The organism is Chroococcidiopsis sp. [FACHB-1243] (assembly GCF_014696895.1).
GTDB lineage: Bacteria > Cyanobacteriota > Cyanobacteriia > Cyanobacteriales > Chroococcidiopsidaceae > Chroococcidiopsis.
The window spans coordinates 1-15637 of record NZ_JACJQX010000046.1 but is presented as its reverse complement, the minus strand read 5'-3'; the positions used below and the strand labels follow the sequence as shown (position 1 = coordinate 15637).

Below are 15637 nucleotides of genomic sequence, written 5' to 3'. Positions count from 1 at the left end.
GGATAATAGCAAGATGACATTAAGCCAACAAGAACTGCAATCGAATTATTTTCTTGAGAAGCAAACATTGCATTACGATGTCGAACAGCTAATGCGGCTATTTACTTCCAGTCAATCGACAGAAGAAAAAATGGGCGAGTCGATCGCTAATTTATCTCAGGATTTTTTAAACGCAAACAATGCTAGTACTGATATTGAGTTAGATGCATTAGCAGAGCAGTTTTGTGATAGCAGAATACCTGTCGATCCTACTGATTTTGAGAGCTATATTGAATATTTATCTAATAATGTCATTGCTCATTCCATACACACCTCTTCGCCTAGATTTATCGGTCACATGACCTCGGCGCTACCTTGCTTTATGCGATCGCTAGCTAAACTTATGACGGCAATAAACCAAAATGCCGTCAAAATCGAAACCGCAAAAGCTCTCAGTTTTTACGAACGTCAAGCTTTAGCAATGATGCATCGCCAAATTTACAACTTTAGCGATCGCTTTTACGCTCAACATATTCAAAATAGTCAAAGTACGCTGGGAGTTTTGGTATCTGGTGGTACAACAGCAAATATTACTGCTATGTGGTGCGCTCGTAACGCAGCTTTAGCAGCTAAGGATGATTTTTTGGGAGTAGAAAAGGAAGGTTTAATAGCAGCACTAAATTTTTATGGCTATAAAGGAGCAGCAATAATTGGCTCTGAATTAATGCATTTTTCTTTTGATAAAGCCGCAGATTTATTAGGTATTGGTAATCGTGGTTTGATTAAAGTTCCGGTTGATAGTAACAATCGAATTAACTTGCGATCGCTCCTTGATGCTGTTGCAAAATGTCAGGAGCAGAATTTGTGTATTATTGCAATTATTGGCATTGCTGGCACGACAGATTCCGGTGGGGTAGATCCACTATTAGATATTGTAGCGATCGCCCGTGAAGCCAATGTTCATTGTCATGTAGATGCTGCATGGGGTGGACCGTTGATTTTTTCCAAACAACATCGGCATAAAATTGCAGGTATCGAAAAAGCTGATTCAGTCACTATTGACGGACATAAACAACTTTATTTACCGATGGGTATTGGTATGCTATTTCTGCGCGAACCGCAAATGGCAAAAGCAATTGAAAAACAAGCCAGCTATACCATGCGTAAGGGTTCTTTCGATTTAGGTAAACGCTCTCTGGAAGGTTCTCGACCTGCTATGGCTTTATTCTTACACGCTGGACTTAATTTAATTGGTAGTAAGGGATATGAATTTTTGATTGATGAAGGAATCAGAAAAACTCAATATATGGCTGCGCGTATTCGTGCCATGCCTGAGTTTGAGTTGTTAGCAGAACCCGATACTAATCTGGTAGTATATTGCTATATTCCAGAGCCTTTGCGAGAAAGTGCTGCTAAACAGAAATTGACAGAAACCGATCGTTTACTTATTAGTCAATTTAATCAACGTCTACAAAAAATGCAGCGTCAAGCTGGTCGTACTTTTATCTCACGCACGACAAAAAAAATTGTCCGCTTTGGTAAAGAGATTCCTATTATTGCTTTACGTGCAGTGCTGGCAAACCCACTTACAACAGAAAATGATATTGATGCAGTTTTAAACGATCAGATTCAAATTGCTGCGGAAATTTCTCTATCAGATTTGCTAGCAGATGCGGACAATGTAACTCAATTGCAGTAGAAATTGTTTTCTAAATTGGTAGGCGATCGCAGTTAGATAAAAATCAAAAGGTGCATTATGGATATTTTGCCAAAAGATGAAATAGCAATTATAGGCATGGCTGGTCGATTTCCTGGCGCACCAAATATCGATCTTTTTTGGCATAATTTGCAAAATGGTGTAGAATCAATTTCTGATTTTACTGACGAGGAACTAATATCGGCTGGGGTAGACCCAGCAGTGCTGAGCGATCGCAGTTATATTAAAGCAGGCGGAGTATTGGAAGATATAGAGTTGTTTGATGCTGCTTTCTTTGGCTTTACTCCTAAAGAAGCAGAAATAACAGATCCACAACATCGCCTATTTGTAGAATGTGTTTGGGAAGCTTTAGAAAACGCTAGCTATAATTCTGAAACTTATGCCGATCGCATTGGTCTTTTTGCTGGTGCGACTTTAAGTTCTTACTTGTTGAATAATCTATTTTCCAACTTTTATCCTCATTTCAATTCGTTAAAACCAGTAGAAGCATTTCAAATTTTTGTAGGCAATGACAAAGACCACCTACCAACTCAAATTTCTTACAAGTTAAACCTTAAAGGTCCGAGCGTTAACGTTCAAACTGCCTGTTCCACATCGTTAGTTGCCGTGCATTTTGCTTGTCAAAGTTTATTGAATGGTGAAAGCGATATTGCTCTGGCAGGTGGTGTTTCGATAACGTTGCCACAAAAAACTGGCTACTATTATGAAAAAGGGGGAATTCTTTCGGTTGACGGACACTGCCGAGCTTTTGATGCAAACGCTAGTGGAACTATTTTCGGTAACGGTTTGGGTGTAGTCGTATTGAAGCGATTAGAAGATGCTTTGAGCGATCGCGATTATATTCATGCAGTAATAAAAGGTTCGGCAATTAATAACGATGGCTCTTTAAAGGTTGGCTATACAGCCCCTAGTGTAGATGGGCAAACAGCAGTTATTTTAGAAGCACTGGCTTTAGCTAATGTCGAGCCTGAAACTATTTCCTATATTGAGACTCATGGGACTGGAACTGCTTTAGGAGATCCGATTGAAATTGCGGCGCTCACGCAAGCTTTCCGCTGTACTACTGATAAAAAGGGTTTTTGCGCGATCGCTTCTGCAAAGACTAATGTTGGACACCTGAACAGTGCTGCTGGTGTGGCTGGCTTAATCAAGACGGTTCAAGCTTTGAAACATCAGAAAATACCTCCCAGCTTGCACTTTAAATCGCCCAATCCTGAAATAGATTTTGCTAACAGTCCCTTTTATGTCAATACCACGCTATCAGAATGGCAGACTAACGGCACGCCGCGCCGCGCTGGTGTCAGTTCTTTCGGTATAGGAGGAACTAATGCTCATGTAATTTTGGAAGAAGCACCTTTAGAAATTCAAAATTCAAAATTCAAAATTCAAAATTCCGAAGATGTAATTGAACGCCCTTTACATTTGTTGTGTTTATCGGCTAAAAGTGAGAAGGCACTTGAGCAGGTAACAGCTAATTTAATTGGGCATTTAAAACAGCATCCCGAACTTAATTTAGCTGATGTTGCTTATACTTTGAGTGTCGGTCGTCGGGCTTTCAATTATCGTCGCACGCTTGTTTGTCATGATGTTGACGATGCACTTAAGGCTCTACTTACCTTAAATCCGCAGCGAGTTTTCACCTACTATCAAAAGCCTAGTAACCGCCCAGTCGTGTTTATGTTTTCTGGACAGGGGGCGCAGTATGTGAATATGGCGCGGGAACTGTACGAGGTTGAGTCAATATTTCAAGAGCAAGTCGATATATGTGCAGACATTCTCAAGCCCCACCTGGGACTCGATATTCGTCAAATAATTTACCCCAGCGAACAACAAACAGAAATAGCCTCAGTGCAATTGCAACAAACTGCGATCGCTCAACCTGCATTATTCGTCATTGAGTACGCCATTGCTCAGTTATGGATGGCGTGGGGAGTGCGCCCTAATGCTGCGATCGGTCATAGTATTGGTGAGTATGTCGCCGCTACTTTGGCTGGTGTGTTCTCTTTGGAAGATGCCTTAGCATTAGTAGCAGCTAGAGGTGAAATGATGCAGCAGATGCCTTCAGGAAGTATGCTAGCAGTTCCACTGTCGGAAAATGATGTTCAACCCTTTTTGGGTAAAGAACTCTCTCTAGCCGCCATCAACAGTCCATCGATGAGCGTAGTCTCTGGGAAGACGGAATCTGTAGAGGCGTTACAGAACTATTTAGCTTCTAAAGGCGTAGATTGTCGCTTTCTGCATACATCTCATGCTTTTCATTCTCAGATGATGGAGCCTGTTTTGGAACCGTTCGCTCTCGCAGTCAAAAAAGTTAGCTTGAACCCGCCCCAAATTCCTTTTATTTCTAATGTTACTGGTACTTGGATTAAAGACGATGAAGCCACAAATCCCAGTTATTGGAGTCAACATCTACGCTCTTGCGTCAGATTTTCAACAGGATTATCCGAGTTATTAAAACAGCCTGAAAATATTTTTCTAGAAGTTGGTTCGGGGCGAACATTAAGCACGCTAACTAGACAACATTTAGCAAGAGATGCAAAACAACTAGTACTAACATCTTTACGCCATCCTAAAGAAAAACAATCGGATGTAACATTTTTATTAAACACGTTGAGTCAACTTTGGCTCGCAGGCACAGAAATAGATTGGTCTGAGTTTTATAGCCACGAACAGCCTTATCGCGTTCCTTTACCTACTTATCCTTTTGAACGTCAGCGTTATTGGATTGAAGCAAAATTACTATCATCATTCTCAAGCGAAGTAAGTCAAGTTGTTTCTACCAACGTGAATTTGAAAGAAACCGAGACAAAAGACTCATTTTCACATTATTTAAGACCAAACCTTGCCAATTTCTATGTTGCTCCGACTAACGACATAGAAAAACAAATCGCTCAGATTTGGCAACAAGTTTTAGGAATCAAACAAGTTGGGATCTACGACAACTTTTTTGAATTGGGGGGAGATTCCCTGACCGCAACTCAGCTAGCTTCCCGCCTGAACCTAAATTTTCCTATCGAGATCCCACTACGCGAATTACTGCAAGCTTTGACTATTGCTCAGCAAGCAGAAACAATTGAAACACTTTTAATTGAAAAACTTGAAGAATTATCTGAAGAAGATGTTCGAGCTTTTTTAAGCGTTCAGTAATTAATAATTAAATTTCAGTCATGACTAAACAGTTTTCCAATTTATCACCCACTAAAAAAGCCCTTCTAGAAAAATGGAAGGGAGGTAAATTTAAGGCGGATACTATTCGCCTGCGTCAAGATTCCCAGCCCGTACCCTTATCTTTTTCCCAACAAAGGCTGTGGTTTATCGACCAACTGTATCATGGCAGTTCTTTTTATAATATTTCTAGCGTTTTGCATTTAAAAGGAGTCTTAAACGTAGAAGCACTGCGGCAAAGTCTCAACGAAATTATTAAACGACACGAAGCTTGGCGGACAACATTTGTGACCGTTGATGAACAGCCAATGCAGGTAATTCTACCTGACTTAACTTGGAATTTATCAATCGTTAATATTGAGTATTTAGCAGTCGGAGACTGGGAATTAGAAGTTAAAAAAATAGCCGTCGAATCAGCTCAAAAACCTTTCAATTTAGCTAATGAACCATTAATCAGAGCAACTTTGTTTCAATTAGGTAAAGAAGAACACATCTTGCTTTTGACTATACATCACATTGTCACGGATGGATGGTCTATGGGTGTGTTTGCAAAAGAGTTGGCGACACTATATGCTGCTTTTTGTACGGGTAAACCTCTATTCTTACCCGAACTCCCCATTCAATACGCAGATTTTAGCATTTGGCAGCGCGATCGCCTCCAAGGAAAACTACTCGAAACTCAACTGAATTACTGGAAGCAACAACTAGGCGGTGAGTTACCAGTACTACAGTTACCTACAGATCGTCCGCGTCCTGCTGTTGCTACTTTTAAAGGTGCAAAACAATACTTTAGGTTCTCTCAGGAATTGACTAAGGCACTGAATCAGTTTAGCCAGCAAGAAGAATGTACCTTATTTATGACACTGCTGGCAGCGTTTAATACATTACTTTACCGCTATACAGAGCAAGAAGATATTCTCGTAGGATCTTCAATTGCTAATCGCAATCGAGCTGAATTAGAAGGATTGCTTGGCTTATTTGTCAATAATTTAGTGCTGCGTAATAATCTCAATGGTAATCCTAGCTTTCGAGAATTTTTAGGTCGGGTAAGAGAGGTGACTCTCAATGCTTACGCACATCAGGATTTACCTTTTGAAAAGTTAGTAGAAGAACTACAACCGAATCGAGACTTAAGCCGCAATCCCATATTTCAGGTGATGTTTATTCTTCAAAATGCGCCAACGCCTGTTGAAGAGTTTTCTGGTTTAACCTTGCGTACTTTAGAAATTGATAACGGTAGATCTGAGTTTGACATTTCCCTGTCAATGTCCGAATCTCAACAGGAATTAACAGGATTTTTAGAGTATAGTACCGATCTATTCGAGCTAGACACGATTCAAAGATTCATTAACAATTTTGAAACTTTACTAGAAAGCATTGTTGCTAATCCAAATCGTAGCATTTCTGAATTAACGCTACTAACTGTTAAGGAGCAAGAGCAATTGCTAGCGTGGAATGATACTCGTGTAGATTATCCTCGCAATGCAACTTTACATCAACTATTCGAGCAGCAAGTCGAGCGATCGCCTGATAGTATAGCATTAATTGCTCAGTCAGAGCAGCTAACTTATCGACAACTTAACCAAAAAGTAAATCAGCTTAGCCATTATTTAAAAAGTTTAGGAGTCACAACAGAAACTCTTGTTGCTATTTGTCTAGAACGTTCTATAAATACAGTTATAGCGATTCTAGCAATATTAAAAGCTGGCGGCGCTTATCTTCCCCTCGACCCCAATTATCCGCTCGATCGCCTTAAGTTCATGCTGGCTGATTCCCAAGCATCAATAGTTATTAGCGATACATCATTAATGAATCGTTTGGGACAAATAAAAGCGATCGCTCTCGATACTGAGTGGAAAATTATTCAACAAGAAAGTCAGGAAAATCCTGTTAACAAATCTGTTGGCGATCGTCTTGCTTATGTTATGTATACATCAGGATCGACTGGAAATCCTAAAGGTGTTCTGGGAACTCATAGAGGAACAGTTAACGGCTTAAACTGGTTGTGGAAAACTTATCCTTTTGCACTAGAAGAAATTTGTTGTCAGAAAACAGCTATTAGTTTTGTAGACTCGGTATGGGAAATTTTTTCTCCCTTATTACAAGGAATTCCCACCGTTATTATTTCTGATGCGATCGCCAAAGATCCACAACTTTTCCTAGAAACTCTTGTTCGCCATAAAGTTACACGCATCGTACTCGTTCCCTCGTTACTGCGAATACTTTTAGATACTTACAGCCATCTCACTCAGAATTTGTCCCATCTTAAACTTTGGATAGCGAGTGGAGAAGCTCTTTCTATCGATTTAGTCCAAGTTTTTAAAAAGTCGTTACCAGATGCAAAACTGATTAATTTTTACGGTGCTTCTGAAGTTTCTGCTAATGTCACTTTTTATGACACAAGTTTATTAAGCGATCGATTCTCAACAGTTCCTATTGGGTTTCCTATAGACAACACGCAGATTTATGTTTTAGATCGTCATTTGCAACTGACCCCAATTGGCGTAGTTGGAGAATTGTACGTTGGCGGAGATGGATTAGCAAGGAGTTATTTGCATCGTCCAGAACTGACACAGGAAAGATTTATCGATAACCCATTTTTACCAGAAACTAAGCTTTACAAAACTGGCGATTTAGCGCGGTATTGTAACAACGGTCAACTTGAATATTTAGGTCGGCGCGATGACCAAATCAAAATTCGCGGCTTTCGGGTAGAGTTGGGAGAAATTGTCCATGCGATCGCTCAACATCCATCCGTAGAAAATGCTGTTGTCATCGCTAGCAACGATCCGCAAGATGATAAGTATTTAATTGCTTATGTAGTCACAGAAGAAGATTCAATCCCACAAATACAGCAATATCTACAACAGAAATTACCCAATTTTTCGATTCCTTCTGCTTTTATGGTATTAGATTCAATACCACTTACCTCAAATGGTAAAATAGACAAACAAGCACTTTCAACTCACGATATCCTTCGATCCAAGTTTACCAAGTCTTTTATTGAGGCTCGTAATTTCACAGAATTAGCTTTAGTAAAAATTTGGGAACAACTTCTAGATACTAGCCCTATTGGAGTTACAGATAACTTTTTCGACTTAGGTGGTCATTCTTTTTTAGCTGTACGCTTAATGGCTCAAATTTACGAGCGTTTTGGACATAACCTTCCCTTATCCACTCTCTTTAAAAATACAACAGTTGAAAAATTAGCAAAGATTGTCAGTCAACCAGTTAGTTTAGGCTCAAATTCCCCTTTAGTAGCAATTCAAGCTTCTGGTTCCCAGCGTCCATTTTTCTGCGTACACGCCGCTGGGGGAGATGTTAACAATTACCTCGCCTTAGCAAAAAAGCTAGGTAGGGAACAACCATTTTACGCTTTAGAACAAACCCCTAACCAACAAAATTTTTCAATTCTTTCAGTAGAAGAAACTGCAACTTACTACCTCAAACAAATTCGTGCTGTACAGCCAGAGGGACCCTATCTTCTGGGGGGTTGGTGTTACGGTGGTGTAATTGCCTTTGAAATGGCGCAACAACTACAAAAGCAAAATGAAACTATCGATCTGCTAGTGGTAATTGATGCCATCTTACCAAAAAAAGTTATCCATCCTGCAAAAGATGATGATGCTAAATTCTTACTTCGTCTTGCTGAGTCTATAAAAAACTGGTTTAATATAGATTTTTCTGTTTCCTATCAAGAACTACAAGATTTATCACTCGTCGAGCAGTTCCATCTGTTATTTGGCAAAGCTAATCTCAAAATTAGCGATACAGAAATGGAACAGTACCTTCTCAGTTATCAAATTTTTAAAGCTCATATCCAAGCTATGCGAAATTATGTCCCAAAAGCCTATCCCTATGAAATCACTTTGTTAAAAGCTAGCGAGATAATTACTCACGATTTTGAAAGTGAGGATTTCTGTACTGACGATCCTTTACTAGGTTGGGGTAAATGTTCTAGCCAGCCTGTCAAAATGATAGAAATCCTAGGTAATCATTTCTCAATCTTTAATGAGCCTTATATTCAAGAGTTAGCCGTTCGATTAAAACAATCTCTGATTCATGCTCAAAAAACTAATTCCGAACGACTGGAAGTTGTGACTATACAGGGTTAGTTCGCGTATACAGATTAATATCAATTTACTTGTGACTACGACAGAGAAGATTCCCCCAACCCCCCTTATCAAGGGGGGCTAGAAGATCCCCCAACTCCCGCTTAAAAGGGAGGCTATAGGAACTCATTTGTGGCATATTTTTATGGAAATACCTGAAATCGAGAAAATACCTCTCTGGGTTCATGCTATTAAAATAGCAACCGATCCCCTTAACCATCTTGATACTCTTGGCAAAGATTATGGTGATATTTTTACCATCAACTTTGGTTCTACGCCTGTAGTGTTCGTTAGCAACCCACAAGCAATTAAACAGATTTTTACCAATACAAAAGAGATTAAATCCCCTGGTGAGTTGAATCAAGAAATGGCTTTAATCACGGGAAATCAAGGATTATTACAACTCGATGGTTCGCGACATAAACATCGGCGTAAGCTGATAATGCCAGCCTTTCACGGTGTTAAAATGCAAGCCCAAGGACAGCGAATTTGTCATTTGACAGAGAAAGTCATGGGTCAGCACTTGGTAGGAAAAACCTTCATAACTTACCCTACCGTTGAAGATATTACCTTGCAAGTCAGCATGGAAGTTGTATTAGGCTTACGCGAGGGAGAACGCTACGAACAACTCAAGCAACTGCTTCCTGCCATACTCAAGTATATGCGATCGCCCATCATGCAAATTACCTCCGCTTTCCCCTCTCTGCAACAGGATTTGGGTCGCTGGAGTCCTTGGGGATACCTGATGTATCTGCGCCAGGAAATTTTTCAACTACTCTACGCTGAAGTCCAAGAACGTCGCACGCAAGCAGACTTCTCTCGCACCGATATCCTATCCGAACTCATATTTGCTCGCGATGAGGCGGGTGAATCAATGACAGACGAGGAAATCCGCGACCTATTACTCTCACCGCTTTTTGCGGCTCAAGATGCAACAGCCGTTGCAATTACTTGGTTGTTGTATTGGGTGCATCGACTACCCGCAGTCCGCGAACGATTGCTTGGAGAACTTGACAGCCTTGGCGATTCTCCCGACCCGATGAGCATTATTCAACTCCCCTACCTCAATGCTGTCTGTAACGAGGCTTTGCGGATTTACCCGACTCAATTATTCACCTTTCCCCGCAGGGTAGAATCACCAACTGAGCTAATGGGCTATGAGTTAAGTCCAAAAACGCTACTCATGGGGTGTATTTATTTAACACATCAGCGTGAAGATTTATACTCGCAACCAAAACAATTTCAGCCAGAACGTTTTTTAGAAAGACAATACTCTCCTTACGAATTTCTAGCATTTGGTGGTGGTACTCGCGGCTGTATTGGTGCAGGTTTAGCTGTATTTGAAATGAAGTTAGTATTAGCAACTATTCTTTCACGTTATCAATTAGCACTCGTTAAGAAAAAACCAGAGCAACCGAAATTTGAAGGTTTAATGTGTTACCCAGCTAGCGGTGTCAAAATGGCAATTCGCAAGCGAGACAACATTAAGTCTGTCAATTTAAAAACTCTCTTCGCTTCTGCCTGAAATTGAATCGTAAGTATTGAAACATGATGAAACTACCTGAAGGTCCAAAACATCCTGCCTGGTTGCTGAGAATGCAATTTACCGCTGACCCACTAGGGTTTTTGGATAAGATGAGCAAACGCTATGGCGATGTTTTCACAATTGCGTCTGATTCCACACCTTTAGTTTTTGTTGGCAATCCCCAAGGGATGAAGCAGATTTTTACCAATACAACAGAAATTATTGCTTCTGGAGAGTTGAACGAAGATGCGGCTCCCCTCGTAGGGAAAAACGGATTATTGTTGCTTGATGGTTTACGCCACCGATCGCGGCGCAAACTCCTCATGCCTCCCTTGCACGGTAATAGAATACGAAATTACGGACAGCAAATTTGCGACCTGACAGAAAAAGTTATGAGTCAGCTGTCAATTGACAAATCTTTCTTAGCCTACCCGACCGTGCAAAAAATTACGCTTGAGGTAATTTTAAATACTTTGTTTGGCTTACATGAGGGAGAACGTTACGAAAAACTCAGGCAAGTACTTTCTACCTTATTAAATTACGCGCGATCGCCTTTTGTTGAGATCCCCTTATCCTTCCCTTTCCTACAAAAAGATTTCGGTCGCTGGAGTCCTTGGGGTTACTTTCTTCACCTCTGGCGACAATTTGACCAGTTGCTTTACGCTGAAATTAGCGATCGCCGCCAACAACAAAACTTCTCCGGTCATGATGTCCTTTCCGAGTTAATATTTACCCGCAACGAAACAGGTAAGTTACTCACAAATGAGGAAATCCGAGATTTGTTTCCTTCATTATTATTCGGTGGTCGGGATGCTTCAGCTACAGCAATAACTTGGGCGTTGTATTGGGTTCACCGCATCCCAGCAGTCCGCGAACAATTGCTCAGAGAACTTAAAAGTCTGGGTAACTCTCCCGATCCTATGAGCATTGCTCAACTTCCTTACCTCAATGCAGTGTGTAATGAAGTTTTACGAATTTATCCAACTCAAGTGGTAACATTTCCTAGGAGGGTAGAATCACCAACTGAGCTAATGGATTATAAATTGAGTCCTGGAACGGTCATCTTTGGTTGCGTTTATTTAACACATCAGCATGAAAATTTGTACCCACAACCAAAACAATTTCAGCCAGAACGTTTTCTAGAAAGGCAATATTCTCCTTACGAATTTCTTCCCTTTGGTGGTGGCGCTCGTCGCTGTCCTGGGGAAGCTTTGGCTATGTTTGAACTGAAGTTAGTATTGGCAACTATTCTTTCACACTACCAACTAGCGTTGACCGATACAAAACCAGAAAAACCCCAACCGCAAGGTGCGAATTATCCCCCTGCTAGCGGCTTGAAAATGGTCATGATCGACCGCGACGCTTCTCTAACAAATGATCGATGACTAATGATAATCTTCACGGCTATTTCATGCCTCAACGAAATACTATATGACCTCTCAACAACAGTCAAAAGTTACACAGGAAATCTTAAACGGAAATCTCATTCAATTGATGTTGAAATTAACCATTCCTGGGATTTTAGGAATGCTGTTGATTGGAATGAATACTTTCCTTGATGCTTTATTTGCCGGACAATTAATTGGCGAAACTGCATTGGCAGCTATATCTCTGGCATTACCGCTCACCTCTATTGTAATTGGTTGCGCTCACTTGGTAGGGGTAGGCTGTGCTTCAGTTCTCAGTCGAGCAATTGGTTCAGAAGATGCCAAAACTAAATCAAAGATTTTTGGCACTTTAACAATAATGAGTCTTATTATTGGGCTTCTGCTTACCTTTCTCGGTCACTTTTGGAGTGAAGAATTAATTGTATTTATGGGAGGAAATGGTGAAGTTGCAACCTTGGGCGCAGCATATTTTAAAGATTATACGCTTGGTTCGGTATTTTATATCTTAGCGGTAGCTTCAAGCCAGTTAATTAAATCAGAAGGCAAAATTCGTTTGGCTATGATTTTTGCTGGACTTTTTGTTGTTATCGATGCTATTTTAAATCCTATATTTATTAGTGCTTTTAACTTAGGTCTTAGAGGAGTAGCACTTTCTACAGTTGTTTCCATGTTAATTTATAGTATTTTGAATATTGCCTATTTCCTCTCTAATAAAAGTTCTATTCCTGTTAATTCTAGAAAAATAACTTTAGCAATAGATCTGCTGCCAGCAATTTTGTCAGTAGGAATATCAGCACTATTAATGGAAGTTATTAGTTTAGTCGAACAATCTGTCATTTTTAAATCAATTGCTCACTACGGAACCGCTCATGATATTGCTGTTGCTGGAGCGACACTGAGAGTATTTGCACTAGCAACTATTCCCATAGAAGGGTTTGTCCAAGCTTTACAACCAGCGATCGGGATGAATTACGGAGCTAAAAAATATCATAGACTTAAGAAAGTATATTTCACTTTTGGAGTTGGTGGAACGTTGTTTTTAGGTTTAATTTGGTTGCCTTTACAATTATTTCCAGCAACATTTCTGAGCATATTGTTACCGTCGGTTAATTTTAGTGCTGCCGATCTATTTAACTTTCAAATTATTAATGCGTTACTATTAATTTTACCTTTAGGGTTTTGCAGCGTGACTTTCTTTCAATCTATAGGAAATGGTAAATTAGCAGGAATCTTAATTTTATCAAAAAGCTTATTTTTTCTCATACCACTTGTATTGATTTTGTCAAGATACTTAGGTGTAAGAGGAGTCTATTATGGGATGTTGCTTACAGATTTTTTGACAGTCTCGATCGCCTTATCTATTACTTGGATAGAGTTTAAAAAACTTAGCGATAAAACTCAAATGGTATAGATAGGAGTATGACTTTTTAAATTGGATGAATTCAATGACTCAAACAACAAAAGGTGCTGTAGTAATTACAGGAGCATCTACAGGAGTTGGTCGAGCAACAGCACTCCTGTTAGATAAGCAAGGGTATCAAGTTTTTGCTGGAGTTCGTCGAGAAGAAGACGCTGAATCGCTAAAGCTGAATGCATCTAGCAATTTGATACCAATAATTCTTGATATTACAAGCTCGGAACAGATTCAATCTGCTGCAAAAATTGTATCGCAAGCAGTTGGTGAAAAAGGACTAACTGGATTAGTAAATAATGCAGGTATACTGATAGATGGACCATTGGAGTATCTTGCGATCGCCGAACTAAGATGGCAATTGGAAGTAAATGTTATCGGGCAAGTAGCAGTTACACAAGCATTCTTACCAACAATTCGCAAAGCCAAGGGTCGGATTATCAATATTGGTTCTGTTTCTGGTAAAGTTGCCTCGCCATTTTTCTCTGCTTTATGCGCTTCAAAATTTGCATTAGAGGCATTAACTGATGCTTTAAGAATGGAATTAGCACCTTGGAAAATTGAAGCGATTTTGATCGAACCAGGCTCAATTGCTTCCACAGCGCCAGACAAAGTAGAAGCAAGCGTACAGAAAAAATTAGCTAATATGTCACCTATAGCCAGATCTATGTATGGCGACCTTTACAAATTTTCTATGGAGCAGTTAATTCAGTCAAATCGGATGGGGATACCACCGGAAGAAGTTGCGCGTGCGATTCAGAAAGCTCTAGAAGTTAGTAAACCTAAAACACGCTATTTCTTATCCAAGCAAAAATTTGAACTATCTCTGCTCTTGATGTTGGCGAAGATTTTACCAGACCGAGTTTGTGATGCAATTCAACTCAAAGAATTGGAATTAAAAAATTAGTAATGAGGTTAACCATGATATCAGAACCTACATATGCACCCAGCAATACACCATTTCAAATGACTGTTATAGAATGGGTACACGCCTACTGGATTTCACGGTGTGTCTACGTCGTAGCTAAACTTGGTATTGCAGATTTACTCAAGGATAAACCTCAACACTGCGATACTCTGGCTGCTCTAACGAATACCCACAGCGATTCACTTTATCGAATCTTGCGATCGCTGGCGGGTGTCGGAATTTTTGCAGAAACTCAGCCTCGTTGCTTTAAACTAACTCCACTCGCAGACTGTTTGAAGAGCAATGCTCCCGATTCGGTTCGGGCTATGGCAATTTTACGGGGCGCAGAGCATTATCACCAAGCTTGGGGAGATTTGATGTATAGTTTGCAGACTGGGGAAAGTGCTTTTGAGCGTTTGTACGGGATAGATTTGTTTCAGTACAATGACCGAAATCCTAACCAAGGTGAAATTTTCGATCGCGCTATGGCAGAGTCCGAAGAGACGAATCCCCTAGTCTTGGCGGCTTATGATTTTTCGTCGATTGGAAAATTGGTTGATATTGGTGGCGGTAAAGGTAGCTTACTGACGACTATTCTTCAAGCCTACCCTAGTATGACAGGGGTGCTATTTGACCGACCAGATGTCATTGACAGAGCTAAAAATTCGCCCAAAACAGCAAATGTCAGCGATCGTTGTCAATTTGTCGGGGGAGATTTCTTTCAAAGTGTCCCCAAAGGAGATGCTTATATTCTCAAACATATCATTCAAGACTGGGACGATGAGCGAGCGATCGCCATTCTTCAACGCTGTCATCAAGCTATGAATCCCCAAGGTCGGCTATTGGTCATAGATTTCGTCATCCCTGCTGGCAATGAGTTTTGTAGCAGTAAATTTATAGACGTAAATATGTTGGTGATGTGTCCTGGTGGACGTATTCGCACTGAAGCAGAGTTTCGAGAACTATTTAAATCCGCAGGGTTCAAACTCACCCAAATTATTTCAACAGAATCAGAGGTCAATATTATTGAGGGAGTTAAGTAGGGTGTGTTGTGTTGTCTTTAAGTTTAGCAATCCTAAATGATTCATAAGACAGGCGTGTTATGGCTGTCATTAGTCATTTGACGAACGCTAGTATCTCTTGACTTAAGGCTCTTGACGACCTAACCAATATTTCATAACTTTAGTAGGAATGCTATAGTTGTAGCGAACTGCAAACATCGAGAGATGAAACTGCTTTCCAAGGCAGTTTTGAAACCACATTCTCTGCAAATAAAGGGGGTCTCAAAACCACATTAGCTGCAAATGAAACCACAATCGCTGCAAACAAACCGGTCATGCGAGGGGGAAACGTGGGACTGCTAGACTGAACAAGGTGTAGTTGCTCTGGAACAGTCTAATGAAATGTCCCCTGTGTGGTCATGAGAAACCGCA

The 15637-nt window shown here is 40.3% G+C and carries 8 protein-coding genes; all 8 read left to right on the top strand.

The genetic code is table 11. The features are described from left to right. The first annotated feature begins 13 nt into the window (after positions 1-13). The 8 genes from panP (at position 14) to H6G17_RS26465 (ending at position 15247) form a co-directional block, all read left to right on the top strand. The gene (gene panP, locus H6G17_RS26500; RefSeq protein WP_192161564.1) at positions 14-1678 is read left to right on the top strand and encodes a pyridoxal-dependent aspartate 1-decarboxylase PanP; all 1665 of its coding nucleotides are present in this window, start codon (positions 14-16) and stop codon (positions 1676-1678) included. Positions 1679-1735: 57 nt separating this feature from the next. Further along, the gene (locus H6G17_RS26495; RefSeq protein WP_192161563.1) at positions 1736-4843 is read left to right on the top strand and encodes a type I polyketide synthase; all 3108 of its coding nucleotides are present in this window, start codon (positions 1736-1738) and stop codon (positions 4841-4843) included. Positions 4844-4863: 20 nt separating this feature from the next. Continuing rightward, positions 4864-8976 carry a non-ribosomal peptide synthetase gene (locus H6G17_RS26490; protein WP_192161562.1) on the top strand — a complete coding sequence of 1371 codons (4113 nt, stop codon included), beginning with the start codon at positions 4864-4866 and terminating at the stop codon, positions 8974-8976. A 142-nt stretch (positions 8977-9118) separates the two neighbouring features. Beyond that, positions 9119-10498, top strand: coding sequence for a cytochrome P450 (locus tag H6G17_RS26485; protein ID WP_192161561.1), 1380 nt, complete (start codon positions 9119-9121; stop codon positions 10496-10498). Positions 10499-10524: 26 nt separating this feature from the next. Further along, complete coding sequence (locus H6G17_RS26480) at positions 10525-11883, top strand: cytochrome P450 (RefSeq protein ID WP_192161577.1); 1359 nt, start codon at positions 10525-10527, stop codon at positions 11881-11883. Positions 11884-11929: 46 nt separating this feature from the next. Next, positions 11930-13297, top strand: coding sequence for an MATE family efflux transporter (locus tag H6G17_RS26475; RefSeq protein ID WP_192161560.1), 1368 nt, complete (start codon positions 11930-11932; stop codon positions 13295-13297). Between the two features lie 34 nt (positions 13298-13331). Next, positions 13332-14204: an SDR family oxidoreductase gene (locus H6G17_RS26470; RefSeq protein WP_192161559.1), complete on the top strand. Its 873-nt coding sequence runs from the start codon at positions 13332-13334 to the stop codon at positions 14202-14204. 14 nt (positions 14205-14218) lie between these two features. Then, positions 14219-15247, top strand: coding sequence for a methyltransferase (locus tag H6G17_RS26465; RefSeq protein WP_192161558.1), 1029 nt, complete (start codon positions 14219-14221; stop codon positions 15245-15247). Positions 15248-15637: the final 390 nt, after the last annotated feature.

Excerpts from the sequence above, each read along its gene's own strand:
- panP (WP_192161564.1), top strand. The coding sequence starts at position 14 with ATGACATTAAGCCAACAAGAACTGCAATCGAATTATTTTCTTGAGAAG.
- H6G17_RS26495 (WP_192161563.1), top strand. The coding sequence starts at position 1,736 with ATGGATATTTTGCCAAAAGATGAAATAGCAATTATAGGCATGGCTGGT.
- H6G17_RS26490 (WP_192161562.1), top strand. The coding sequence starts at position 4,864 with ATGACTAAACAGTTTTCCAATTTATCACCCACTAAAAAAGCCCTTCTA.
- H6G17_RS26485 (WP_192161561.1), top strand. The coding sequence starts at position 9,119 with ATGGAAATACCTGAAATCGAGAAAATACCTCTCTGGGTTCATGCTATT.
- H6G17_RS26480 (WP_192161577.1), top strand. The coding sequence starts at position 10,525 with ATGAAACTACCTGAAGGTCCAAAACATCCTGCCTGGTTGCTGAGAATG.
- H6G17_RS26475 (WP_192161560.1), top strand. The coding sequence starts at position 11,930 with ATGACCTCTCAACAACAGTCAAAAGTTACACAGGAAATCTTAAACGGA.
- H6G17_RS26470 (WP_192161559.1), top strand. The coding sequence starts at position 13,332 with ATGACTCAAACAACAAAAGGTGCTGTAGTAATTACAGGAGCATCTACA.
- H6G17_RS26465 (WP_192161558.1), top strand. The coding sequence starts at position 14,219 with ATGATATCAGAACCTACATATGCACCCAGCAATACACCATTTCAAATG.